Here is a 25,591-nt window from a genome sequence, read left to right as displayed (position 1 = left end):
AATTATAACGGCACGTCAGGCCCGCAAGTCCGGCATTCGCGCACTATCGGAATGCTCTGCCCTCGTGCTCAGATTAAGCAGCAGGCGCTTCCGGCGCGATCTCGAACACCTGACGCAAATAGGCCAAATAAGCGTCATCGTCACACATGTTCTTGCCCGGCGAGTCCGACAACTTCGCTACCGGCTGACCGTTGCAACGCACCATCTTGATCACGATTTGCAAGGGCTGATAGCCGAGGTCGTTCGTAAGATTGGTACCGACACCGAACGCCAGCTTGCAACGATCGCGAAAGCGCTCGAAGAGTTGCAGCACCTTCGGAATGTCGAGACCGTCGGAGAAGATCATCGTCTTAGTGTGGCTATCGACCCGGTTCTCGGCGTAATGCTGCAACAGCCGCTCGCCCCACGCGAACGGATCGCCCGAGTCGTGACGCGCGCCATCGAAGAGCTTGCAGAAGTACATGTCGAAGTCGCGCAGGAAGGCCGACATGCCATACACGTCCGAGAGCGCAATGCCGAGGTCGCCGCGATATTCCTTGGCCCAGGTCTCGAAGCCGAAGATTTGCGAGTCGCGCAGGCGCGGCCCCAGTGCCTGACACGCCTGAAGGTACTCATGCGCCATCGTGCCCAGCGGGGTGAGGCCGAGTTTGGATGCGTAATACACGTTGCTCGTGCCCGCAAACTGCTCGCCCAGTTCCTCGCTCAACGTGAGAATCACTTCCTCGTGCCACTCCTTCGAGAAGCGGCGTCGCGTGCCGTAATCGGCAATCTTGCAGTCGCGATAGGCCACTGGTTCGGTGAGCATGCGAATCTTGTCGCGCAGTCGCTGGCGTCCCTCTTCATAAGCGGGCACACGCTGCGTGTTGCGGAAGTACACCTCGTTGACGATGGCGAGCACCGGAATCTCGAACAGGATCGTATGCAGCCACGGCCCCTGAATCGTAATGTCGATCTCGCCGTTGCCCTTGGCCGAGGGCTGCACGGTGACGTACTTCTCGTTGAGATGGAACAGATCGAGGAAGTCGACGAAATCGCTCTTGATAAAGCGCATGTTGCCGAGATAGCGCAACTCCGACTCGGTGAAGCGCAGGCCGCATAGCAAGCGAATCTCGTCGCGAATTTCGTCGACGTAAGGCGTGAGATCGACGCCTTCCGTGCGGCACTTGAAGCGGTATTCCACCTGCGCCGCAGGGAAGTGATGCAGCACCACCTGCATCATCGTGAATTTATAGAGATCGGTATCGAGCAGCGAGGTGATGATCATGGCGACGGGCCCCGGCAGGAGCAGGCACAGAAGCAGCGAGTGAATGTCCGTCCTTGCGCGGCGGGCAAGCAGGCCGGCGCTGCGCAAGGGCACGCACGATGGTACCGCAAAGCGATGGCGCACATGCGCTCGCGCACACGGCCCGGGACGCGCTCTCGCGCGAGGCCGCGCCAACGCCCACAAGACTCGGGGCAGGCTCACCCATGGCCCCGGGCTGCGCTACAATACGCGTTTTAACGGCCGATCGAAGCCGTTGCGCCCTACGTTCTGGAGTTGGCATGACCCACGTTGTCACCGAAAACTGCATCAAGTGTCGATACACGGATTGTGTCGACGTTTGCCCCGTCGATTGCTTCCGCGAAGGCCCGAATTTTCTGGCCATCGATCCGGACGAGTGCATCGATTGCGCGGTCTGTGTGGCCGAGTGTCCCGCTAACGCCATTTATGCCGAAGAAGACGTCCCGGGCGATCAACAAGCCTTCATCGCGCTGAACGCCGAACTCTCGCCGCTGTGGCCGAGCATCACCAAGACCAAGGCACCGCTCGCCGATGCCGACCAGTGGAAGGACGTCGCCGACAAGCTCAAGCTGCTCGAGCGCTGATTCAGCGGCACCCACCCCATTTGGCGCACAAAAAATGCGTTCCGAGTGTTGACAGTGGGTTTAAGCCGCCACTATAATCGCTTTCTCTTTTGATCCCCGATAGCTCAGTTGGTAGAGCGCCGGACTGTTAATCCGTAGGTCCCTGGTTCGAGCCCAGGTCGGGGAGCCAAGAATTACCGAAGCGATGGCCTCGCGCACGCGAGGCTTTTGTTTTAGTCGATGCGCCGTAACAGCGACGCATGACAACCCAGTTTGATCCTCGATAGCTCAGTTGGTAGAGCGCCGGACTGTTAATCCGTAGGTCCCTGGTTCGAGCCCAGGTCGAGGAGCCAAAACGCAAAAAGCCTTGCCGATCGGCAAGGCTTTTTTGTTTTCGGCGACGCTGTTCGCCAACGCTGTCCGGCCACGGCATTCGTTCCGTGCGCCCAAAAGAAAACGGGGCACCGTCTCCGGCGCCCCGCTCACTGCTACACCTCATCCTCACCCGCGCAAACTTACTCGCTGGCAGGCGCCCCAATCGGCACTTGCGGGCTGAGCGTTTCGTTGTTATTCACGCTCTCGATCCAGCGACGGCGCATCGGTGCGAGCAGGAACTTCGCCGCCACGGCCGCCGCAATGCTGATAACAGCCGCAGCAATGAACACACGGTCCCAGTGCCCGCCCACGGCCAGCACCGACGCGAGCGGCACCAGCAGCGCAGCCGTACCCTTTGCGGTGTACAGCGTGCCAGCATTCGACGCAGCGTTCTTGCTACCGAACGTGTCGGCACACAGCGCCGGGAAGATCGAGAAGATCTCGCCCCAGCACAGGAACGTCATCGCCGCGAAGAACACGAACATGTACGGGTTCTGACCGAAGTGCATCAACCCGAGCATCGCCACCCCTTCGCCGAGGAAGATGATGAACATCGCGTTTTCACGACCGATCTTGTCCGACACGAAGCCGCACAGCGGACGCGTGAAGCCGTTGCACAGATTGTCGATCGACAGCGTCATCGTGAGCAGCGGCAGCGTGGCGCCGAACAGCGTCATGGGCATCGACGCGATACCGTAGTCCTTCGCAATCGGACCGATCTGCGCGGTCGCCATCAGGCCGCCCGCCGCCACCGCCACGAAGCACACGTAGATCACCCAGAACACCGGCGTGCGAATCATCTGGCCCGAGGTGTAATCCACCTTCGTCGCCAAATTGCGGCGCGACACCGTGACACCCTTCGGCGCACGCGGCTTGACCAGCAACAACGCGAGGATAAAGATCGCCACGCCCTGCACGATGCCGAAGTTGAAGAACGCTGCTTCGTAACCCGACTCGCGAATCATGTTCGCAATCGGAATCACCGTCAGTGCCGCCCCTGCGCCGAAACCGGCGGCCGTCAGGCCAGCGGCCAGACCGCGCTTGTCCGGGAACCACTTCAACGCATTACCCACGCAGGTGCCGTACACGCAACCGGCGCCGATACCGGCGATCACGGCGGCCGTGTAAAGCACGGTCAGCGACGTGGCGTACGAATACATGATCCACGAGAGTGCGACGCAGATCGCGCCGCCAGCGACCACCGGACGCGGCCCAAAGCGATCGACGAGCCAGCCTTCGATCGGCACGAGCCAGGTTTCCACGACGATGAAGATAGAGAACGCCACCTGAATCGCCGCGATGCCCCAATGGTTCTTGGCCTCCATCGGCTCGACGAACAACGTCCACGAATATTGCAGATTGGCCACCAGGCCCATACAGATGATGCCGATCACCAGTTGTGACCAGCGCCCTCCCAGAAAAGAGGTTTTCTCCTCCGGTTGCGCAGCTGCTTGCATGACTTGCCTCCTGTTCCTGTCAGACGATTGCCGATGGCCTGCCCGATCGCACGCACCCGCGCGCAGTGAAGGGAGCACCACCGTCATCGCGTGCCGTCGCGCGTCACTACTTCGGTGACAGCGCATACGACACGCCTCCTGGCATTGCTTGCGGCTCATGCTCGGCCGCTTGATCCTGGAGCGTCGCCTGGCGGCGCGCTCGCGGGGCTCGGGCCCCGGCTGACTGACTTGCGGAAGCGCCAAAGGACACTTCCGGCCCCCGCTTCGGCGCGGCGACACAGGCGTTGAGCCCGTGCCGGCAAGTTGCCGGCTGCCGAAGGGTGACTAGGGTGACGAATTCGAGTGCGGGTCGCGGGTCTGCGGTGCTGTCGGGTTGCCGACGTCACGTCACAGGCCGCGCCCCATCACTCAGGCGGGCGCGCCTCGCGGACGCGTGATCGCCGAATCGCCTGCCCACGACGGGCGGCAGGGAGATGAGGACCGCCGGGTGTCCCACAGCAAACGTGCGGACGATGGCGACGGATACGACGGGACAGCCAACGCGATGTCGACATCGCATTCAGGCTGCCCAAAAGGAAAGGTGTGCTTGCCCAACTTGAGTCTCCGACTTGTGCCACGGCACGACCCGGGGTATCCCGGTGAATTCCACTTCGCTCGGCCGATCCGAATCGCTCCGGATTTGCCCGATATTTCACGGAATTTTCGGTGCCGCTCCGACAAATCGCATCTGATATACAAGATGCAATATATCGAATTAAGTATTTTTATGGTTCCAAAAGTAGACGATGCCCGAACCACTGTCAACCCGGGAACGGCGGCAATGGAGTGTCGGCCAGAGCCTTGGCGTCGTAGTGCGGAGCGGTGCGAGGTGAGCGCTTGGTAACCCCGGAATGAGCAGCAGCCTTGCTGGCGGGGGAGCCAAGGTGGGCACAGCGGTAGGAACCCACCCTGCCCCGGCATGATGCCGGGAAGCGCAGGGTCAGGGAAAACGATGACGTTTTGAGGGGTGCTTCGTGCGTGATCCGGTGGGGGTCAACCGCGATTCAAACGCTGCCGGCATCGCCCGAGTTGTCGCGGATGAAGGCGAGATGTTCGCGCAACGAGCGTTGCGCGCTGGCGGCGTCATGGGAGGCCACCGCGTTGAAAATGCGGCGATGTTGACCGATCAGTTCTGCCAGATCGGCACCGTGTCCGACGATCGCACGGTAGTTGTCCACGACCGAGCCGCGCAACAGTTCGAAGATCGCATGCATCAGATGCACGAGCACCAGATTGTGCGTGGCTTCGGCCAAGGCCAGATGGAAATGCGCGTCGAGTTCGGGCACACGGGTGAGCAATGACGCGCCGCGGGCCCCGCCGTCTGTCTCCCCGTCAAGGCCATCACGCCCGGCCGCGTATGCGGCTTCCAGCGCTTCGAGCGCCTGCGCAAGACGCGCGATGTCCTCGGGCGTGGCGCGCTCGGCCGCCAGTTCTACGGCTTTGGCTTCGAGCACCTCGCGCATCTCGAGCACGTCGTCGACCGTCTTGCTATGACGCGACATTAATTGCGAGAGCGGCTCGGCGAGCAACGGTTGGCTGGCATTCGCCACCAGATACCCGCCACCGGCGCGCCCCACGATCAGACCGCGCGACTCCAGGCGTAGCAGCGCCTCGCGCAGCGACGGGCGCGACACGCCCATCTGCTGGGCCAGATCGCGCTCCGACGGCAAGGCCGAACCGGGCGCAAGGCGCCCCTCCACCACCATCGTCTCCAGTTGCTCGTAGACCATGTCGGACAGCCGCAAACGCGGCGGAGGCGTGACCGGCGCAAAGCTCGCGACGGCCCCCGAAATCTCGCTGGTGGGGACGGAGGACATAGGCTGGGACGGCTCGTTAGACGACATGTCGGCTGGGTTTCTCGACGAAAAAGACTCAGAGACGCAACGATACAGGATGGCGTTCATGCCGGGGCGCGCCAGCGCCGCCTCAGACCGTCTCAGTTCGTGTCCGATAGCGCACCACACTCAAAACAAGGGTTAACCCTGTAGTCGGAATGAGAGCATTCCCTTTAGGATGACGTCATCCGACAACTGGTCGACCAGTCTACCAGTAGACCAGACAATCCAAAATATACGTCAACGACCCTTCGAGCGCGAGACGCCCATGGCATCGAATCCGCACCCCACGCGCAGCCCAGCATCGGGCGACGCCTCCAGCAGCATGACGCTGCGCCCGTCACTGACCGGGGCCGGCCTGTCGGCGGCAGCGAACAGCGCCGCCCAGCGCGCGCCTGAGACCGAGCCGGTTTTTCCGCAGGTCGACGCACAGGAGCGGGCCGCCCGTCTCGCCGCCCTGCAAGCGGCTGTCCCCGAAGCGTTGTGGCTGACCGAGCGCGAACAGATCGCGCCATACGAATGCGACGGGCTCGCGGCCTACCGCCGGCTGCCGCTCGCCGTGGTGCTGCCGTCTGACGAAGATCAGGTCTGCCGCATCTTGCGTGCCTGTCGTGAACATCGCGTGCCGGTCGTACCCCGTGGGGCGGGCACCGGCTTATCGGGCGGTGCCATGCCGATTACCGACGGCATCGTGCTGTCGTTGGCCAAATTCAAACGCATTCTCGAAGTCGACGCGTATGCTCGCACCGCCACCGTGCAGCCCGGCGTGCGCAACCTTGCCGTGTCTGAAGCCGCCGCGCCGTACGGTCTGTACTACGCCCCCGACCCGTCGTCGCAAATTGCCTGCACGATCGGCGGCAATGTGTCGGAAAACTCGGGCGGCGTGCACTGCCTGAAGTACGGCCTGACCGTGCACAACGTGCTGCGCGTGCGCGCCGTGACGATGGACGGCGACGTGGTCGAATTCGGCTCGCACGCCCTCGACTCGCCAGGCCTCGACCTGCTCTCCGTGTTCATCGGCAGCGAGGGGATGTTCTGCGTCGTGACCGAGATCACGGTGAAGCTCGTGCCCAAGCCGCAAGTGGCACAGGTCATCATGGCGAGCTTCGACGACGTGGAAAGCGGCGGTAACGCCGTGGCCGCCATCATTGCCGCGGGCATCATTCCTGCGGGCCTCGAGATGATGGACAAGCCCGCGACACAGGCCGTCGAAGAGTTCGTACATGCGGGCTACGACTTGAACGCCGCGGCCATTCTGCTGAGCGAATCCGACGGCACCGCCGAAGAAGTGGCCGAAGAAATTGCACGCGTGTCTGCCGTGCTGCGCGCCTCGGGTGCGACCCGCATTCAGGTGTCGACCTCCGAAGCGGAGCGCCTGCGCTTTTGGTCGGGACGCAAGAATGCGTTTCCGGCAGCCGGACGCATTTCCCCTGACTACTACTGCATGGACGGCACGATTCCGCGCCGCACGATCGGCACGCTGCTCAAGCGTATCGAGGCGATGGAAGCGCAATACGGCCTGCGCTGCATCAACGTCTTTCACGCGGGCGACGGCAACATGCACCCGTTGATTCTGTTCAACGGTAACGATCTCGACGAATGGCACCGCGCCGAAGCGTTCGGCAGCGACATTCTGGAAGCCTGCGTCGAACTCGGCGGCACCGTCACGGGCGAGCATGGCGTGGGTATCGAGAAGATCAACTCCATGTGCGTGCAGTTCTCGCCCGAAGAGCGCGATGCGTTCTTCGCGATCAAGCGCGCCTTCGATCCCGCAGGGCTGCTCAACGCCGACAAGGCCATCCCCACCCGCGCACGTTGCGCCGAGTACGGCAAGATGCACGTGCGTAACGGCCTGTTGCCGCATCCCGATTTGCCGAGGTTCTGATGTCACAGGCCCCTACGCTTTCCCCTCTCACGCCACACGCACAAGACGCAACTACCGTAGCGCGTGCTGCACAAACGCTCGACGCCATCCGTGCGCGCGTCATCGCAGCCACCGCTGCCGGCACACCGCTCGATATCCACGGCGGCAGCACCAAGCGCTGGTATGGCGAAACGCCTTCGGGCGAGCCGCTCGACATGCGGGCCTACGCAGGCATCGTGTCGTACGATCCTGCGGAACTCGTCATCACGGCGCGCGCCGGTACGCCGCTCGCAGAGATTGAAGCCGCGCTCGCCGAGAAGGGCCAGATTCTGCCCTTCGAGCCGCCGCACTTCGGCCCCGGGGCAACGCTCGGCGGCTGCATTGCTGCCGGGCTCGCCGGTCCGCGCCGCCCGCATGTGGGGGCGCCACGCGACTTCGTGCTCGGCGCAGTCGTCATGAACGGCCAAGGTCAGGTGCTGCACTTCGGCGGACAGGTCATGAAGAACGTGGCCGGTTATGACGTTTCGCGCGTACTCGCCGGGGCGCTCGGCACGCTGGGCGTGCTGCTCGAACTCTCGATCAAAGTACTGCCGCAGCCGGTCGCCGAAACCACGCTGCGCTACGAGATGCCGCAGGCGCAAGCCATCGAACAACTAAACCAGTGGGGCGGCCAACCGCTGCCGCTGATGGGCTCGGCATGGCTCGAGGGTGTGCTGACCGTGCGACTGGGCGGTGCCGCCGCAGCTATCGATGCGGCACGCCACACCATGGGCGGCGCGCACGTCGATGCCATGGAAGCGCAACGATTCTGGCAAGCCTTGCGCGAGCAAACGCACCCGTTCTTCGCTCGCTCGCCGGTGCATGGCGATGGCGAAGCGTTATGGCGGTTGTCGGTGCCACCGACGACACCGCCGCTCACGCATGGCGACGAACATTTGATCGAATGGGGCGGTGCGCAACGGTGGTGGATTACGCCGCGTAGCGCAACAGAAGTGCGCGCCATTGCCGCAGCGACAGGCGGGCATGCTACGCTGTTCCGCCACGGCGACAAGTCGGCCGGCGTGTTCACCGCAAAACCGGCCCCAATACAAGCCATCGGCGAGCGCTTGCAGCAAGCTTTCGATCCGAGCCGAATCTTCAACCGCCACCGGCTGTACCGCTAAAGAAGACGATGCAAACGAACCTCGCAGAATTCCTCCGCCACACGCCGGACGGCGACGAAGCCGAAGCCATTCTTCGCAAATGCGTGCATTGCGGTTTTTGCACCGCCACGTGTCCGACCTATCAGTTGTTGGGCGACGAACTCGACGGCCCGCGCGGGCGCATCTATCTCATTAAGCAGATGGTTGAAGGCCAGCCTGTGACGCGCGAAACACAGCGCCATCTGGACCGCTGCCTCACGTGCCGCAGTTGCGAATCGACTTGCCCATCGGGCGTGCAGTACGGGCGTCTCGCTGAAATCGGCCGCCGCCACGTCGATGCCAAAGTCGGTCGCCCCGCCGGTGAGCGCGCCCTGCGCTGGACGCTCGCTCACGTGCTGCCCAACCGTGCGTTGTTCTCCCCGGCGCTGCGGCTGGGCCAGCAGTTCCGCACGCTGTTGCCGCGAACGTTGCGCGAAAAAGTCCCGCATCGTCAGCGCTCGGGCAGTTGGCCGCAAGGCAAGCACGCGCGCCGCATGCTCATGCTTGAAGGGTGCGTGCAACCGGCCATGCTCCCGAACGTCAACAAAGCCACCGCACGTGTGCTCGACGCGCTCGGCATCGAGATGGTAAGGCCGTCGTCTGCGGGCTGCTGCGGCGCGATCCGCCTGCACCTGAACTATCACGAGGATGGGCTCGACGACGCACGCCGCAACATCGATGCGTGGTGGCCCGAGATCGAAGCGGGTGCCGAGGCCATTGTGATCAACGCGTCGGGCTGCGGCGCCACGATTAAGGAATACGGTCATCTGCTGCGTCACGACCCGCAATACGCCGGCAAGGCACAACGCGTCTCCGAGTTGGCACGCGACTTGTCGGAAGTCATGCTCGACAACGTGGAAGCGTTGCAGCGTCGCATGCCGAACCGCAAGACCGGCAAGATCGCCTATCACCCGCCGTGCACGTTGCAGCATGGCCAGCAACTCAAGGGGGTGGTAGAGAAGTTGCTCGCGCAGGTCGGCGTGAATGTGATGCTGCCGCAGGACAGCCATATTTGCTGTGGCTCGGCAGGCACGTACTCGGTGACGCAACCGACGTTGTCGCACCAGTTGCGCGACGCCAAGTGGAAGTCGCTCGATGCGCTCGATCCGGAATTGGTGGTGTCGAGCAACGTGGGCTGTATCTGCCATTTGCAGGCCACCGCCAAGGGCGAACACTCGCGCGACCATGCACCGGTGCAGCATTGGATCGAGTTGATCGACCGGTTGATGCGTCCTGCTGCCTGACCGGCATCCCCAACTTTCGCCTTACCTGCCAGTAGCAATTCTCCGCGCGCCCGGCGATTATCCCGACCAAAGGGACAATCAATCCCGGGCGCGCTCGTTTATCTGGACGATCACGCTCCCTAGAATCGGGGCTTAGGTCAGCACTGCGTTGTGCTGACGAGCCAACCGTTGTTACCCCCCGATTCCATCGCTGGAGCCCGTCATGATCGATACCAAAACCGCCCCGTACGCCGCCCTATTGCTGCGTGTCTCGTTGGGCATCCTGTTCCTCGCCCACTTGTCGCTGAAAGTCTTCGTCTTCACGATCCCCGGCTTCGTGGGGTTCTTCGGCTCGCTTGGTCTGCCGCCATTTCTGGCCTATGTCACGATGGCAGTCGAGCTGATCGGCGGCCTGATGCTGATTACCGGCTTCTATGCCCGCTGGGCGGCGCTGCCGCTGGCCGTGCTGATGCTCGGCACCATCGTCAGCGTGCACGGTCACAACGGCTGGATGTTCGCCAACAAGGGCGGCGGCTGGGAATTCCCGGCGTTCTGGCTGGTGGCGCTGCTCGTCGTGGCGTTGTTGGGCGATGGCGCCTGGTCGGTCCGTTCGGCCGGTCGCACCCGCGCCGCTTGATTGGCCTGATCGAACTGATCGGCCCGATCCGCAATCCGCTTTCCGGAGAAATCGCTATGTCTGCCCTGCCCTCGTTGTTCGTCTCCCACGGTTCGCCACTGCTCGCGCTCGAACCGGGCCGCACCGGCCCGTTGCTGACGGCGCTGGGCCGGGCGGTACCGCGTCCGCGCGAAATTCTCGTCGTCTCCCCGCATTGGTCCACGCCGACGCCGCGGGTGGGGAATCTCGCGCAGCAGCGCACCATTCACGATTTCGGCGGCTTCCCGCGCGAACTCTACGGCCTGCAATATCCGGCCGCCGGTGCGCCCGCGCTTGCCGAGCGCACCGTGCAGATCTTGCGCGATGCGGGCCTGCCCGCCGCGACCGACGACCAATGGGGTCTCGATCACGGCGCGTGGGTGCCGCTGCGCTATCTCTTTCCCGATGCCGACGTGCCGGTGACGCAACTGTCGCTGCAACGTCAGATGCGTCCTGAGTATCACTATCGCGTCGGCCAGTTACTCGCACCGCTCGCGCAAGAAGGCGTGCTTGTCGTGGCGTCCGGCAGCTTCACGCACAACCTGCACGAAGTCTTTCGTGCACCATCCGAAGACCGTGCTGAAGCCCCCTATCTGGCGGAATTCGTCGCGTGGTTCACCGAGCATCTCGCGGCGATGGATCTGGACGCGCTGTTCGACTATCGTGCGCGTGCGCCGCATGCCGAACGTGCCCACCCGACCGACGAGCACTTGCTGCCGCTCTATATCGCGTTGGGTGCCGCCGACGATGCTGCCAAGCAAACGCACTTCGACACCGGCGCGACCTACGGCGCGTTACGCATGGACGCGTTCGCGTTCGGCAGCGCCGCCCCGACACTCAAAGAGGTCGCAGCACTGGCACAATAGTGCGCAAACCCGCCATTTAGGAGCCACGCCGCGGCATGAATAAACTGCGCGAGATCGAGTGTTTCATCGCCGTCGTCGAATCGGGCAGCTTCGTGAAGGCGGCGGCGGCCCTCGGCATCTCGAAGACCGCCATCTCGCGGTATGTGGCCGACCTCGAAGCCCGGCTGGGCACACGACTGCTGCAACGCACGACGCGCCGCCTGTCGCTCACCGAGCCCGGCCAGCGCTATGTCGAGCGCTGCCGTCAGATCCTCTCCGAACTCGACGAAGCCGACGCCATGGCGGGCGAGCAAGACGGGCAACCCGCCGGGCCGCTGCGCATCAACGCACCGCACACGTTCGGCGTGCTCCATCTCGCACCGCTGTGGCCGACGTTTCTCGCGCGTCATCCACAAGTCTCGCTCGATATCACGCTCAGCGACCGGCTGATCGATATCGTCGAAGAAGGCTACGACTTGGCGATCCGTATTACGCGCCTGCCCGATTCGTCGCTCGTGCATCGTCGACTGGCTGGCACACGCATGGTGCTTTGCGCGTCACCCGGATATCTCGCGCAACACGGCACGCCACAGCATCCGAGCGAACTGGCCCATCACGACACCGTGGGCTACAGCTACTTCTCGCATCGCCGCGAGTGGCGTTTCGACGGCCCGGACGGCCCGGTCTCCGTGCGCACGCATGCACGACTGATCGCCGACAACGGTGACACCTGCCTCGCGGCCGCAGAGGCCGACGCCGGTGTGATTCTGCAACCGTCGTTCCTTGTGCAAGATGCGTTGCGCGACGGGCGTCTTATCGAGTTTCTGCCCGAGTACACGCAAGGCGAGACTGGCATCTACGCGGTCTATCCAACGCGCAAATATCTGAGCGCCAAAGTGCGCGCGCTGATCGACTTCCTCGTCGAAGCGTTCGCGATGCCAGGCTGGCGGGCTATCGACCGTACCGACCCGCGCTGAGCCCGCGCCGCATAGGCCACACCGGCCATGTGATGCGGCGGATCGCAACTTGCTCACATCCGCCGTGAAAGCACCGTGAATCGCACAGAATTCCCCGGCAAAACACCGGAACTTCGCGCAGATTTATTGTCCATGACAAATGTCACTTATACTGTCGGGCCTGTCGTCCCATCTCAAATATTTTGGAAAACTTTTTACTGATCGTCGCTGCGATCCTGCTGGTGTTTCTTAACGGCTTCTTCGTGGCGGCGGAATTTGGCCTCGTCAAACTGCGCCAGACGCGCGTTCACATCATTGCCCGCCAACGCGGTTGGCGCGGCCGTATCCTGGCCAAGGTTCACGGCCAACTCGATACTTACCTCTCGGCATGTCAGCTCGGTATCACCCTCGCCTCGCTCGGCCTGGGCTGGATCGGCGAGCCCGCGTTCGCACGCGTACTCACGCCGTTGTTCGCCGCCGTGGGCGTCACGTCGCCCGAGTTGATTCACGCGCTGGCGTTCTTCATCGCGTTCTTCACGATCTCGTATCTGCACATCGTCGTGGGCGAACTCGCGCCGAAGTCGATGGCACTGCGCATGCCTGAAGCGGTTTCGGTGTGGACGGCCGCGCCGCTCTACGGCTTTTACTGGCTGATGTACCCGGCGATCTGGGTGCTCAATCACAGCGCCAACCGTCTGCTGCGCTGGACGGGCCTCGACCCGTCGCACGGCGCCGAAGCCCATTACTCGGCCGACGAAATCAAGTTGATCGTGCGCGGCGGCGCGGCGAGCGAAAAGCTCTCGCGCGACGACTGGAACGTGGTGGCGTACGCCATCGACTTCAGCGACCTGACCGTGTCCGACCTGATGCGCCCGATGAGCGAAGTGGCGGCCTTTCGCCGCAGCGCCACGTTCACCGAGAACATGGACACCGCGTATCGCCATCGCTACAGCCGCTATCCGTTCTTCGATAAAGACGGCGAGACCGTGCTGGGCGTTATCCACCTGAAAGACCTGTTCCTCGCGGAACATCACGGCCAGTCGATCGAAGACCTGGGCAGCATGACGCGTCCGGTCGAGCGGGTGAAACCGGATATGCCCGCGCGCGAACTGTTCCAACGTTTTCGCCGCGGCGCGCCGCACTTTGCCATCGTGGGCTGGCCCGATCAGAAACCGATCGGCTTCCTCACGCTGGACAACCTGCTGTCTGCGCTGGTTGGCAAGATTCGCGACGAATTCCGTCAGACCGAAGACGACTGGACGCGCATGGAAGACGGCACACTCATCGGCCGCGGCAGTCTGCCGATCCTGACGCTCGAACGCGCGCTGGGCCTGAACATTCCGAGCGAGCATGCGGAGTCGGTGGGTGGCCTGATCATGGACACCCTCGCGTACCTGCCCCGCGAAGGCCAGAAGATCGACTTCGACGGCTTCTCGGTCGTGGTCAAGAAGATGCAAGGCCCGCGTATCGTGCTGGTGCGCGTGTACCCCGACGGGGTACGCGAAGCACGGGGCGAGGCACCCGACGCGGCCTGAGCGGCATAAGCGGCATAAGCGACCTAAGCGCCGTACCCCGGTACATTCCCCAATATGTGGCGGTGCAACAACGGGCGGGGGACGCCTGATTGATGCCCGTCACGTCCCTCGCCACACTACGCTCTATAAGTGCCAAATCCCGTTCGAGGCAGGCACAGGTTGCGGGGGCAACACGCGTGATGGACGTCGCCGGACGTTCAGGGGAGTCCCAAAGTGGACAACACGGGGAATACGGGGAAGTTGGCGCTCGATGCGCTGATCGGCACCTGCTATGACGGTGTGCTCGATGAGGCACGCTGGGACGCGGCGCTGCGCGGCATCAACCAGTGGGTAGGCGGTATGGGGTTCCACTCGGTGACATGGGACCGCGCCCGCCACTGCGCTACACGTGAGTCGAACTCGCTCGACGCGTCACCCGCGGTCATCCAGGAGTTTCTGGAGAAGCTTGCGCCGTCCGACCCGCGCGTGAGCCTCATGCTGCGTCAGCCCGTCGGGCACGCAATGCGCTGCCACCATCACCTGAGCGACCGCTACGTCGCGCGCAGCGAACTGTTCAACGAATTCCTGATTCCCAACGGCGTGCGCTATACATACGGCCTGCATCTCGAAGGGGCCGACGGCACCAGCGAGTTGCTGGCCATCTTGCGCTCGCCCGACCATGTCCCCTTCGAAGAGGCGGACGCCGACCCAGAACTCGAAATCCTCACCCAACATCTGGCACGTGCGGCGCGTCTGCGAGCAGGCACGCGTCATTTGCAGGCGCAGGCGGCGATGGGGATGGCCGTGCTCGACCAGTTGGAGTTGGCGATCATCATCACCGACGACACCGCGCATACCCACTATCTGAACGCGGCCGCACATCAATTGCTGGGGGAGACACGGAATGTCGCGATACGCAGCGGGAAGTTCGGCGCGTTGCTGCCGAGCGACGAGCGCGCGCTGCGGCGGCTGATCGAACAGGCTACCGCGCGCATGCCGGTGGCTGGCAGCCATCGGCTGCATGGGGAGAATCAGCGGCACTGGGTGGTGACGGCGTTGCCGCTGCGCGAGTCTCACGCGTGTGCGGCACCGTGGCAGCGTCCGATGGCCATGCTCACCATCGGTGAACTTGACCGCCGGGTGTCGCTAAGTCCTTACACCCTCAAGGTATTGTTCGGGCTATCGCCGGCCGAAGCCCGTCTGGCGTTGTCTCTAGCGGAAGGCACTGAGTTGACGCAGTACGCGCAGGACGCCAACGTTGCCATCAACACCGCACGTACGCAGTTGCGGCACGTCTTCGACAAGACCGGGTGCCGACGGCAGGGCGATTTATTGCGCTTGCTGCATGCGATTCCGGCGCTACGTATTCACGCGCCGACATAGCCAGTCGGCGGCGGGCACAAAGCAAACGGGGAATGAGATGCTGGCGAGGCCACAGACCGGGCCTCGCCTTGACGACTCAGCCGCGTGCAAATGCCTTGCGGTTGAGTTCGAGCTGGGTGATCAGCTTTTGCAGACGCGACTCCGCCGTGCGCGAGAGCGCGATGTAGCGGCATCCGATGTGGTACTCGACATCCTTGGGCAGCGGCACCGTACGCAGATTGCACACTTCGAGATCGACCTGCACCGTGCCGTAGTCGCGCAATTCGACTTCGGCATGCATGAGCATCGAGCCCTTCGGAATATCGGCGGCCGCTTCAGCCCGCGTGCGCAACCCCAAGCCACCGAGCGAGAGGTCGAACACATTGAGCCGCAGCGGCGAATCTTCCGGGAATTTGACCGTGCATTGGTACGGATCGAGGATCGGCGTCTTCACGCGGAAATAGTCGCGGCGCTGCAAGCGCACAAGCGATTCCGGGTACGACGCATAGAACGCGGGGTAGCCCTCGAACTCACGCTCTTCGATGTCACCGATCGGGAAGTGCACCTGAATGCCTTCCGGCACGCCGACAAACAACGCACGCTTGTTGGCGAGCAAGGCGCGGTTTTCCGTCTCTACGCCACCCCAGTCGAAATAGAAACCGCGCGCTTGCGGTTCGACCTTGAGCAGTCGCGTAACGAGCTGACGCTGCCCGTTGGCGAAATACACCGTCATGAAATCGCCGCGCGTGGCCAGATGGCGCAGTACGCCACCGATTTCCAGCGGGTTGCTGATGCGATACGAGTCGTGCAGTTGGGACTCGTCGTCCGTGGGCGCCGGCGTCACCTGCGGTTCTGTCGTTTCCATACCTGATCTTCTATTTGTCCCCGATACGACCGCGCAAGCCGTACGAATTAAGCCTCTGGCGACTGGCCGGGCGTCTCGGCCCGAAGGCCACCAGACGCACTCCACGACACATCACGTGGCATCACGTGATTAACGGCCGTCACCCGGAAATATTGAGTGCATTGGCCTGCGGGCGTCCTTCTCCCCGTACCCGCACACCGCACTTTGGTACCCGTTGGCACCCCTACTTGCTCAATCGATCCATTGCGTTGTTGCTGTGCCCGCCCGCCGAATCGGCTTAGCGGTGCACGGCGGCCATCAACGCACCAAACCCCATGAACACGCCGCCGCTGATCCGGTTGAACGCTTTGAGTACGCGGGCTTCACGCAGATACGGCGCGATGCGCAAGCCACCCGTAGCGTAGATCAAATACCAGCTCATCTCGATGACGGCAAACGTGCCGAGCAAAATCGAGAATTGCGGCAGCTTGGCCGCCGCCGGATCAATGAATTGCGGCAGAAATGCCGCGGCGAACAGAATCGCTTTCGGATTGCTGGCAGCCACCAGAAAGCCGGACTTGAACAGCTTCGCGAAACTGGAATCTTCCACCAGTGCCGGGGCACCGAGATTGGCCGCGTTGCTGGTGTCGACCGGCGAGCGCCAGCTCTTGTATCCGAGGTAAATGAGGTAAGCCGCGCCGACGTAGCGCAGGGTGTCGAACACCATCGGCCATGCCTTGAGGACAGCCCCCAACCCCGCCGCGGAGACCGACATCATGGCGATGAGTGCAGTCATGCAACCGGCCATCGTACCGGCAGCAGGACGCAGTCCGTGACGTGCGCCATGCGTCATAACGAGCAGCATGTTCGGACCTGGTGTTGCCGACACGAAGAAGACGGTGACCACGTACAGCCACCAGGTTTGCAGGCTCATGATTGCCTCGGAAAAATGCTTCACATGTGACGAACAGGCATTGTAGCGTCGAACCGCTGCGGTGGCATGGTTCGCGTGCACGTCCTGTCAGTTTCCGCGGCTATCCGCGCGGGGCTTGCCGTGAAGCGGACGATGACGAGATCGAAAAAGCGATTCGGAAAAATAAACAGGCCCGATGACTTTCGTCATCGGGCCTGTCATTCGTCGCACGCCCCGTTACCGGGGGTGCTTACGAAGGCGAATTAAGCGCGATTAGATCGGCTTGATGTTCGCGGCTTGCTTGCCCTTCGGGCCAGTCTTGACCTCGAACGACACGCGTTGGTTCTCTTGCAGCGACTTGAAGCCGTCAACCTTCACTTCCGAGAAGTGAGCGAACAGGTCTTCACCGCCGGCGTCCGGGGTGATGAAGCCGAAGCCCTTTGCGTCGTTGAACCACTTAACAATACCGGTTTCCATGTTTTTTCCTAATAAAACAATAGCCTGGGGTCGAAATGACCCCTCCAGCGCTGACAATCAAGGGAAAATGAAGGACTAGAAACCAGCGAGAAGCAGGAAAACTACGTCGGACAACAACTTCGCGGCTTGACAATCTGCAATTGGTTTTATACGTGGCAACTGCGTGCTTGTCAACTAGGAAAATGCCGCAAATTAAGTAACAGTTTCCCGCAAATAGCGGGGAATTTGCGCACTGTTCCAGTATCTGACAGGGTCTCGCTGCCCGTACAATGGGCGTTTTGCACCGTGCTCATGCCGTCGCTGCGCACTCGGACCCGTATTTCGTGCTGCCAGAAATGATCTTCAGGCAACATTCGGCCACCCCGCTCAGCCTTTGCTGCTGTGCCTCGCGACCGCCTCTGGGCCCATAACCTGCCAACGGATGGAGCCTATTTTCCTCGCGCGATCGATCCGGTCGCAATCTAAAGCGCCGACGCGCGCCATCGCGCCGTCCCGCGCTTCGAGCACTCCCAGCACTTCCCGCCTATTTTCGAATTGGCTCACGCGCTGGCGTGCGCACGCCGTGAGTCTTGCCGTGTGCGCCACCTTGGCGGCCTGTGCTGGCTCGCCGACCTACGGTCCGGTGCCTGCCGGCAGTTATCGTGTGGCCTCCGGCGATACGCTATACGGCATCGCCCGCGCCAACAACGCCAGTACGGCCGATCTGGTGCGCTGGAACGGTTTGACCGATCCGGACAAGATCGAAGTTGGCCAAGTGTTGCGTGTGGTCCCGCCTGCGGGATCGGCGAGTACACCGCCCCCGGCGGCATCGAGTGGCGCCTCGTCGGGCAGTGCGGCGAAGCCGCGCCCAAAGGCGCAGGCGACGCCTAAGGCGGCCCCAGCGCCCGTCGCACCACGTACGGCAACCAACAAGATCCCGATGGTCTGGCCGGCCGATGGCCCCGTGCTCTCGAACTTCAACGGCAGCAGCAACAAGGGTGTCGACATCGGCGGCAAGGCGGGCGATCCGGTCTATGCCGCGGCGGCAGGTAAGGTCGTGTATGCGGGAAGCGGGTTGCGCGGCTACGGCAATCTGGTGATGGTGCAGCACGACAACGGCTATCTCACCGCGTACGCCCACAACCGCGCCATCCTGGTCAAGGAAGGAGCGGCCGTCACCAAGGGGCAGAAGATCGCCGAAATGGGCGATACCGACTCGCACGGCACCGTCAAACTGCACTTCGAAGTGCGCCAGAAAGGCACGCCGTTCAACCCGCGCGACTTCCTGCCGTCACGCTAATCCTCGTAAGCAAAGCCTCGAGCCCGTTCGCGGCTTTGCCCCCCCTGCTAGACACCCTGCGCCGACACGAGGCTAAGCGGTGATCGTCCCATTTTTTCCGAAAAATCACAAATAAAAATCGATTAAAATCATTGAGTTACCACGATTTTTTGAATAACATAATTTCCATTATGCTATGAAAATCAGGGCAACAAGATGAGTGATTGGGACTTTTACGGGCGCACCGAACCGTTAGCGGAATTAAGCCGGATCGTGAACGCAGGACGATGGTTCTTTTGCCGCATTGAAGGGCGCAGGCGAATTGGCAAAACCACACTCATCTCGCATTTGGCGCGCAACCACTCATCGTTATCGGATCGACTTGTGTATATGCAAGTCCCCGACTCGGATGAGCGCGACGTGGCTGCCACGTTTCATCGCGCGCTCAAAGACAGCGACCACGACCTCGCGCGACAACTGAGCGAGAAGGTCGTTGACTTCCCGACAATGGCGAGCGCCATCGGCGCGTTGTGCCGCGCCGGCCTGCTCATCGTGATCGACGAATTCCAATATTTCACGCGAGCGGCCCTCAGCAGTTTCACCTCGTTCCTTCAGGCAGAAATCGACAAGCTACGCCACTCCAGTCCGTCGCACGGTGGCCTTTTCGTGCTGGGATCTCTGCACGCCGATATGAACTTGCTGCTCGAGGATGCGGGCGCACCGCTATTCGGGCGCCTCACGCAGCGCATCAGACTAGACCATTGGGACTTCGAGGACCTGACTTCCGTGTTTCGAAGTCAGGAGATTCTGGCGCCCTCGCAATGGCTGACTTTGTGGACCTTTTTCGAAGGCGTTCCCAAGTTCTACCACGATGCATTCGAGCAAGACCTTTACGATGTCGAGCCTGAACGGTTTTCGGACGAGTTGCTAACGAGAATGTTCATTCGTAGCTCAAGCCCGCTTTCAGAGGAGGCGGACACGTGGTTCCTGCGCGAGCTACGGGGACGTGCCCTTGCCATTCTCACGTTTCTGGCCGAACACCCCGGGTGCGGACACGGAGAACTGCTCGCGGGAGTCGGAGCGCCGGCGGAGAAGACGCAGATCAGTGCTTACCTGACCAAGCTGATTCAAAACTACGAGATGATTGCCAAGCAGAATCCGGTGTTCTCGGATGGTAAAAGTCGGAACGCTCGATACTACGTAGCGGACAACTTTTTGCAGGCTTGGCTCGCCGTCGCAAAGCCAGCCAGGGAAGCGGCACGAATGAAGCCGCTGGAACGCACGCTTGCATTGTCTCGCCCGAGGTTGGAATGCGTCGAAGGATTCGCATTGGAAAAGCTCATTCGCAAGCTTCATGAAGAGTGCTCGCGAAAAGGCAAAGGAGACTTCGACCTGTCCAGCCTGCAAATGGGCTACTGGAATCGCCCCAAGGATGCGAGCCGAAGCATTGAAATCGACTTGGTCGCATTGGATGAGGCAAATAAGCGGGTTCGGTTTGGCTCGTGCAAGCGCGCGGCACACGCCCACACGAACGAGTCGCTAGCGGGATTCGCCCATCACGTCGCCGACTTTCTTGCGGCGAAAGACCATCGATATCTTCAGGCGTGGACCAAAGAAATGTTCCTCTTCTCTCCCCACTTCACGCAAAGCGATAGAGAGCACTTCGCCGCAAAAGGATATGTCGCGCGTGATTTGAACGACTACGCCGCGCTCTTTTGACAAAAGGCACGAGCGCTCGCTCGTGCCTTTCTCATACGATTTACATCGACTCAAGCCGACGCCAAGAACCCCTGCGACAGCCCGTTGGACCGCGCATCGCGCCAGTCGCGATGGGCGCGCGGATCGGTCCACACCAACAGGTGCAGCGCCGCTAACCCACGCGGGTCGTTGAGCAACTCCCACTTCTGCGTATTCGTCAGCTTGCCCGGCCCCTTCAGCAGCGCCGTCTCGACGCGCGCCGCACGAATCGTGTCGTGCTTCGGATCGTCGTGCGTCGGCGCCACGCTCGCGGCGACCAGCGCATTCGCCATCGGATCGACCACCGCATCCACGAAACTCACATGCGAACGCGCTTCGTCGGTGTACTTCTCCGTCATGCGCAGCTCTTTCGGCGGCCACGACTCTTCCGGAATCAGGAACAGACGTGCTCGCTTTAGCCCGCGCCCCAGCGACACACGGCTAGAGAACACCGACACCGGAATCGAGATCATCATCGAGCCGACAATCGGCATCAGCCACCAGATGAAATCCGGATTGAGCCAGTACACCAATGCGCCCCAACCCACCCCGATAATCGTCTGCAAACCATGGCGGCGAATCGCCTCGCCCCAATGCGTTTCCGCATCTTCACGCGGCGGCGACTTCCACTGAATCGCGATGCCGGTGAGCGCCGCCAGCACGAACTGCGTGTGGAACAACATCCGTACCGGTGCGAGCACGGCCGAGAACACCAACTCGATCAGCATGCTTACCGTGACGGCAAACCAGCCACCGAAACGCTTCGCCCCCTTCACCCAGATCAGCAACACCGCCAAAATTTTCGGCAGGAAGAGCAACGTCGCCGTCGCCGAGAACAACGCCACCGCGCGCTCGGGATGCCACTCCGGCCAGACCGGGAACAACTGACGCGGCGCCGTGAAGTATTCCGGCACGACCAACGTGTGTTTAGCAAGCAAACACGTCGAGAGAATTAGGAACGCAAACCACAGCGGTGCCGACACATACGCCATCGCGCCCGTCACGAACACGGCACGATGCACCGGATGCATCCCTTCCGCGAGGAACAGGCGGAAGTTCATCAAATTGCCCTGACACCAACGGCGGTCGCGCTTGAGCTCGTCGAGCAAATTGGGCGGCATTTCTTCGTAGCTGCCCGGCAGATCGTAAGCAATCCACACGCCCCAGCCCGCCCGGCGCATGAGCGCCGCTTCCACAAAGTCGTGCGAAAGAATCGCGCCCGACAACGCGCCCTTGCCCGGCAACGGCGCGAGTGCGCAGTGCTCCATGAACGGCTTGAGACGAATAATCGCGTTGTGGCCCCAGTAATGCGACTCACCCAATTGCCAGTAGTGCAGCCCGGCAGTAAAGAGCGGCCCATACACGCGCCCGGCAAACTGCTGCAACCGAGCGTAAAAGGTCTCGCGTCCGGCGGCCAGCGGTGCGGTCTGAATCAACCCGGCACTCGGGTGCGATTCCATCATGCGCACCAGCTTGGTCAAACACTCGCCACTCATCACGCTATCGGCATCGAGCACGATCATGTAGCGGTAGTCGCTGCCCCAGCGGCGGCAGAAGTCGTCGAGATTGCCGCTCTTACGCTTCACGCGGCGCTGACGCCGGCGATAGAAGATGCGCCCAAACCCACCGACTTCACGGCACAGCGCCTGCCAGGCATCGACCTCGGCCGTGCAGTTATCGGCTTCGTTCGAATCCGACAAGATGAAGAAGTCGAAACGCTCCAGCGAATCGGTCTTTGCGAGCGACTCATACGTGGCACGCAAGCCCGCAAACACACGACCGACGTCTTCATTACAAATCGGCATCACGATCGCCGTGCGCGCGTGCGCATCAATCGGCGCATCGCCCGCCGCCATCTTCGAGATCATGTGGCGCTCGCCACCGACCAGCAAAACGAAGAAACCGAAGATCGCCGTCCAGAAGCCAGCAGACACCCAGCCGAACAGCAGCACGAAGAGTGCGAGCACCGAAAATTCTAGCGGATCGGCACCGTGATACGGCAACACCGACGCCATGAAATGGGTCGCAAGCGCCGTCTGCGCAATCATCAGCGCGAGCAGCGTCCAGCGGCGGCGACGCCCTGCCTGCGACCATCGGCCTTTGGGATCGGGGGCATCGCGTACGAGCGGATCGGGGTCTTTGCGGCCCGTGATCGCGCGCCACAAACGCTTGAGCGGATTGAGCGACCACGGACGCGGCACGAGCGACGTGCGGCGCACGGGCGGCGCAATGCGCAGCGTCTCGACGCCCCGCACTTCGTTCAACCCGGCGGCCGCCGCCAACGAACCACCTTCGGTCAAGGCAAGCCGCGCAGGCTGCGACGCCAGCACTGCATCGCTGTCGGATTCGATTTCGGCGATATCGGGGGCGTGCCATGCCGCAGTGGCGACAGGCGAGCGCGTCCCTGCGGGCACGGTCGCTGCGCCGGTCGCCGCTTGCACCGGCACATTGGCACCGTCACTTTGCCCAGCGTCGTCGCGCGGCGCATCGTCCAGAATGGCCGGTTCGCCCTCGCTAAACGACGAAACATCGTCGGCAGACAGGCGATCGGCGCCCTCACCGTTCGCTACGCGGGCGGTGAGCAGACGCTGGATACGGGTGAGCACATCGAGCGAATCGCCGCCGTCACGCTGCGCCTGAGCGAGCAGTGCGCGGCGCTTTTCGGCGGGCAAAGGCAGCCGGTCGACGTATAACTCGTCGACCGGAATATCGGAGCGGTCGCTCACTCGGGGGGTAACAGGTAGCTCCACGTTTCGGATAGGGTATTGCTGCCGTTGCGCAGGTAAGCGCGCATTTCGACGGGTTTCTCGGAATCGAGGCGGCGCATGCGGAGCATGACGCGGTAGCCTCCCGTGACGTCATTGCGCTGCGTCTGCACTTCGAGGATCTTGCCGTTGCCGTCGGTCGTCACATTGCCTTCGACCTTGGCGTCGTCCGGCAGTTTCTTGAACGCCGGGCCCTCGAAATCGAGCGCGAACAGCAGACTGTCGTCTGGTTTTCCCCGGTAGCCATGCCCCCGCCGGCTTTGCGTCACCCACGCCATCGGCGGGCGCTTGTCATTATCCTTTTGCCACGACAGCTTGTATTCGAAGGAATAAGGCTGCTTCGGCTTGGGCGGTGCATCCGGCACCCAATAGGCGACGACATTATCGTTCGTTTCATCGGGCGTTGGAATCTGCACCAGCTCCACGCGGCCCTGCCCCCACTTGCCCTTGGGTTCGACCCAGGCGCTCGGGCGCAATTCGTAGTGATCTTCCAGATCCTGATAGCTGCTGAAGTCGCGGTCGCGCTGCAACAGGCCGAAACCGGCCGGATTCGAGAGCGCGAACGACGACACCAGCAAACGCTTCGGATTGACCAGCGGACGCCAAATCCACTCGCCCGTGCCCGACTGAATCGACAAGCCATCGGAGTCATGCACTTCCGGGCGATAGTCGGGCGCTGGCGGTTGTTGGTTCTCGCCGAAGAAATACATACTCGTGAGCGGCGCGAGACCCAGCTTGGTCACATTCTCGCGCAGGAACAGCTCGGCCTTCACGTCCACCGTGGTGTCGACACCCGGGCGCAGCGTGAAGCGATACGCGCCCGTCGCACGGGGCGAGTCGAGCAGCGCGTAGATCGTCAGATCCTTGGCCCCCGGGGCCGGACGCTGAATCCAGAATTCGGTGAAACGCGGGAATTCCTCACCGGAATTGAGCGCCGTATCGAGCGCCAACCCGCGCGCCGACAAGCCATAGGTCTGGTTCTTACCCAGCGCGCGGAAATAGCTCGCGCCGAGGAACACCATCACCTCGTCCTTGTACTTGGGCGTGTTGACCGCGTAGTGAATGCGAAAACCGGCATAGCCCAGCCCGCGCAATTGCTTCGGATCGACCTTCACCGCGCCGAAATCGAACTGGTCCGGGGTGTAGCGCACTTCGCGCACGACGTTACCGCTCAGCTCGTTGATCTTCACCGGACGGTCGTAATACGAGCCTTCGTGGAAGAACATCAGCTCGAACGGCAGCTTTTGCGCACGCCACAGCGCCTTCTCGGGCTTGAAGCGGATGCTGCGATAGCGGTCGTACGTCAGATTCTGAAGATCCTTCGGCAGATTCTGATCCGTCGGCTTGTAGCGGCTGTTCGCGAGCGTACGGGCCTGTTTGGCCACGTCGTCGAACGAGAAAGCATGCGCTGCGCCCGAGACCAGCGCGCAGACACTGAGTACGCCGGCAAGCGCCAGTCGCAGGGCACGGTGGGAAATCATGCGGGAAACCGTATTTGGCAGGAATTCCATCGGCAGTGGGGTAGCGTGTAACGCGCGTGCTGGCCGCAGCCAGCGTGCGCTGAACGCGCAATTTTACCCGTTCATTTGCCGATTGACCAAAGGCGCACCGGCAAAACCTTCGAAGCAGGTGCTCACATCACGTCAATCGTCCGCGCCGCAGTCGCTCCAGCGGGATCGGAAAATTGTGACGATTTGTGACTGATACGAAAAAAGAGGCAGTTTTTTCGATTTCGTCCCCTTTCAACGATTGGCAAACGCCAACAATCCGCCTAACGCCATCAACGTGCCGCCAATGGTCCGGCGCACCGCGTGCTGCCGACGAACCATGGCCGCGCGCATCCAACCGGCCGAAAAGCCAAGCGCGACCAGACTGAACCAGCCCCAGTGCGCCAGCGACATGAACGCGCCGTACGCCAGCCCGACCTTCCAGCTCGTGCCCGCGTGCACCACCTGCGTGAAGGTGCTCACGACGAACAACGTGGTCTTCGGATTCAACGTGTTGGTGAAAAAACCGGTCCGGAACGCCTGCCATTGCGAACGTTGCGAACGTTGCGAGGTTTGCGAGCGCTTGCCCGCGCCCGGGGACGCATCGCCTGCAGCGGTCGCCCCGCTCACACCTTCCTGCGTGGCGTCGGCAACCGGCGAGCGGTCTCGCAGCGTGCGCCAGCCGATATAGATCAGGTACAGCGCCCCGCCCCATTTCACCGCAGAAAACAGCCAGGGCAAACGCGTCATCAGCAGCCCGACGCCGACGAGCGTGTAGAAGACGTGCACCTGTACGCCAGCGGCAATGCCCAGTGCGGCCCACAGTCCGGCGCGGCGGCCGTGCTGCCAACTCGCACGCGTGACCATGGCGAAGTCGGCCCCCGGGCTGATCACCGCCAACACGGTGATGGTCATGACGGCAATCAACTCTTGCATGATGAGAACTCACAGATTCGGCT

At 62.3% G+C, this 25,591-nt stretch carries 19 protein-coding genes, 2 tRNA genes and 1 pseudogene; 13 read left to right on the top strand and 9 right to left on the bottom strand.

Going from position 1 to position 25,591, the window contains the following annotated elements; translation table 11 throughout:
• Window positions 1-73: 73 nt before the first annotated feature.
• Window positions 74-1,264 carry a nicotinate phosphoribosyltransferase gene (gene pncB, locus ACPWR9_RS18055; protein ID WP_426299861.1) on the bottom strand — a complete coding sequence of 397 codons (1,191 nt, stop codon included), beginning with the start codon at window positions 1,262-1,264 and terminating at the stop codon, window positions 74-76.
• A gap of 278 nt (window positions 1,265-1,542) precedes the next feature.
• On the opposite strand from pncB, the gene fdxA reads away from it, so the two are divergent.
• The 3 genes from fdxA to ACPWR9_RS18040 all read left to right on the top strand — a co-directional run bounded on the left by fdxA (window position 1,543) and on the right by ACPWR9_RS18040 (window position 2,198).
• Window positions 1,543-1,866, top strand: coding sequence for a ferredoxin FdxA (gene fdxA / locus ACPWR9_RS18050; protein WP_150680819.1), 324 nt, complete (start codon window positions 1,543-1,545; stop codon window positions 1,864-1,866).
• 93 nt (window positions 1,867-1,959) lie between these two features.
• A tRNA-Asn gene (locus tag ACPWR9_RS18045) sits at window positions 1,960-2,035 on the top strand.
• Window positions 2,036-2,122: 87 nt separating this feature from the next.
• Window positions 2,123-2,198: transfer RNA gene (locus ACPWR9_RS18040), tRNA-Asn, on the top strand.
• A 162-nt stretch (window positions 2,199-2,360) separates the two neighbouring features.
• Here the strand turns inward: ACPWR9_RS18040 and oxlT are convergent.
• Entirely contained in the window at window positions 2,361-3,677 is a 1,317-nt protein-coding gene (gene oxlT, locus ACPWR9_RS18035) for an oxalate/formate MFS antiporter (protein WP_150680820.1), read from the bottom strand.
• Window positions 3,678-4,720: 1,043 nt separating this feature from the next.
• Complete coding sequence (locus tag ACPWR9_RS18030; RefSeq protein ID WP_426299859.1) at window positions 4,721-5,533, bottom strand: FadR/GntR family transcriptional regulator; 813 nt, start codon at window positions 5,531-5,533, stop codon at window positions 4,721-4,723.
• 286 nt (window positions 5,534-5,819) lie between these two features.
• On the opposite strand from ACPWR9_RS18030, the gene ACPWR9_RS18025 reads away from it, so the two are divergent.
• The 8 genes from ACPWR9_RS18025 to ACPWR9_RS17990 all read left to right on the top strand — a co-directional run bounded on the left by ACPWR9_RS18025 (window position 5,820) and on the right by ACPWR9_RS17990 (window position 15,172).
• Window positions 5,820-7,436, top strand: coding sequence for an FAD-linked oxidase C-terminal domain-containing protein (locus tag ACPWR9_RS18025; RefSeq protein WP_426299857.1), 1,617 nt, complete (start codon window positions 5,820-5,822; stop codon window positions 7,434-7,436).
• The gene (gene glcE / locus ACPWR9_RS18020; protein ID WP_426299855.1) at window positions 7,436-8,578 is read left to right on the top strand and encodes a glycolate oxidase subunit GlcE; all 1,143 of its coding nucleotides are present in this window, start codon (window positions 7,436-7,438) and stop codon (window positions 8,576-8,578) included. Before ACPWR9_RS18025 ends, glcE begins: the two co-directional genes overlap by 1 nt.
• 8 nt (window positions 8,579-8,586) lie before the next feature.
• The gene (gene glcF / locus ACPWR9_RS18015; RefSeq protein ID WP_426299853.1) at window positions 8,587-9,840 is read left to right on the top strand and encodes a glycolate oxidase subunit GlcF; all 1,254 of its coding nucleotides are present in this window, start codon (window positions 8,587-8,589) and stop codon (window positions 9,838-9,840) included.
• 202 nt (window positions 9,841-10,042) lie between these two features.
• Window positions 10,043-10,456 carry a DoxX family protein gene (locus tag ACPWR9_RS18010; protein ID WP_426299851.1) on the top strand — a complete coding sequence of 138 codons (414 nt, stop codon included), beginning with the start codon at window positions 10,043-10,045 and terminating at the stop codon, window positions 10,454-10,456.
• Window positions 10,457-10,512: 56 nt separating this feature from the next.
• Window positions 10,513-11,340, top strand: a complete 828-nt coding sequence (locus ACPWR9_RS18005; protein ID WP_426299849.1) for a dioxygenase — start codon at window positions 10,513-10,515, stop codon at window positions 11,338-11,340.
• Between the two features lie 35 nt (window positions 11,341-11,375).
• On the top strand, window positions 11,376-12,296 hold the full coding sequence (locus ACPWR9_RS18000) for a LysR substrate-binding domain-containing protein (protein WP_426299847.1): 921 nt from the start codon (window positions 11,376-11,378) through the stop codon (window positions 12,294-12,296).
• A 182-nt stretch (window positions 12,297-12,478) separates the two neighbouring features.
• On the top strand, window positions 12,479-13,810 hold the full coding sequence (locus ACPWR9_RS17995) for a hemolysin family protein (protein ID WP_426299845.1): 1,332 nt from the start codon (window positions 12,479-12,481) through the stop codon (window positions 13,808-13,810).
• Window positions 13,811-14,023: 213 nt separating this feature from the next.
• Window positions 14,024-15,172, top strand: coding sequence for a helix-turn-helix transcriptional regulator (locus ACPWR9_RS17990; protein ID WP_426299843.1), 1,149 nt, complete (start codon window positions 14,024-14,026; stop codon window positions 15,170-15,172).
• 76 nt (window positions 15,173-15,248) lie between these two features.
• Here ACPWR9_RS17990 and ACPWR9_RS17985 read toward each other — a convergent pair whose 3' ends face one another.
• The 3 genes from ACPWR9_RS17985 to ACPWR9_RS17975 form a co-directional block, all read right to left on the bottom strand.
• The gene (locus ACPWR9_RS17985) at window positions 15,249-16,016 is read right to left on the bottom strand and encodes a flagellar brake protein (RefSeq protein ID WP_426299841.1); all 768 of its coding nucleotides are present in this window, start codon (window positions 16,014-16,016) and stop codon (window positions 15,249-15,251) included.
• Window positions 16,017-16,293: 277 nt separating this feature from the next.
• The gene (locus ACPWR9_RS17980) at window positions 16,294-16,929 is read right to left on the bottom strand and encodes a LysE family translocator (protein WP_426299839.1); all 636 of its coding nucleotides are present in this window, start codon (window positions 16,927-16,929) and stop codon (window positions 16,294-16,296) included.
• A 252-nt stretch (window positions 16,930-17,181) separates the two neighbouring features.
• The gene (locus tag ACPWR9_RS17975; RefSeq protein ID WP_010805153.1) at window positions 17,182-17,385 is read right to left on the bottom strand and encodes a cold-shock protein; all 204 of its coding nucleotides are present in this window, start codon (window positions 17,383-17,385) and stop codon (window positions 17,182-17,184) included.
• A 562-nt stretch (window positions 17,386-17,947) separates the two neighbouring features.
• On the opposite strand from ACPWR9_RS17975, the gene ACPWR9_RS17970 reads away from it, so the two are divergent.
• Together ACPWR9_RS17970 and ACPWR9_RS17965 are read left to right on the top strand one after the other, a co-directional pair.
• Window positions 17,948-18,664, top strand: a complete 717-nt coding sequence (locus tag ACPWR9_RS17970; protein WP_426299837.1) for a peptidoglycan DD-metalloendopeptidase family protein — start codon at window positions 17,948-17,950, stop codon at window positions 18,662-18,664.
• Window positions 18,665-18,859: 195 nt separating this feature from the next.
• A pseudogene (locus ACPWR9_RS17965) lies at window positions 18,860-19,246 on the top strand (ATP-binding protein); the annotation flags it as partial.
• Window positions 19,247-20,412: 1,166 nt separating this feature from the next.
• Here the strand turns inward: ACPWR9_RS17965 and mdoH are convergent.
• From mdoH to ACPWR9_RS17950, 3 genes are all read right to left on the bottom strand, one after another.
• A complete protein-coding gene (gene mdoH / locus ACPWR9_RS17960) occupies window positions 20,413-22,986 on the bottom strand; it encodes a glucans biosynthesis glucosyltransferase MdoH (RefSeq protein WP_426299961.1) in 2,574 nt (857 codons plus the stop codon).
• Window positions 22,987-23,102: 116 nt separating this feature from the next.
• On the bottom strand, window positions 23,103-24,626 hold the full coding sequence (locus ACPWR9_RS17955) for a glucan biosynthesis protein G (RefSeq protein WP_426299835.1): 1,524 nt from the start codon (window positions 24,624-24,626) through the stop codon (window positions 23,103-23,105).
• Window positions 24,627-24,887: 261 nt separating this feature from the next.
• Window positions 24,888-25,568: a LysE family translocator gene (locus ACPWR9_RS17950; RefSeq protein WP_426299833.1), complete on the bottom strand. Its 681-nt coding sequence runs from the start codon at window positions 25,566-25,568 to the stop codon at window positions 24,888-24,890.
• Window positions 25,569-25,591: the final 23 nt, after the last annotated feature.

Origin of the sequence: Pandoraea pneumonica (genome assembly GCF_049918595.1) — a bacterium.
Classification (GTDB): Bacteria; Pseudomonadota; Gammaproteobacteria; order Burkholderiales; family Burkholderiaceae; genus Pandoraea; species Pandoraea pneumonica_A.
This window is presented reverse-complemented; position numbering and strand designations above follow the sequence as displayed.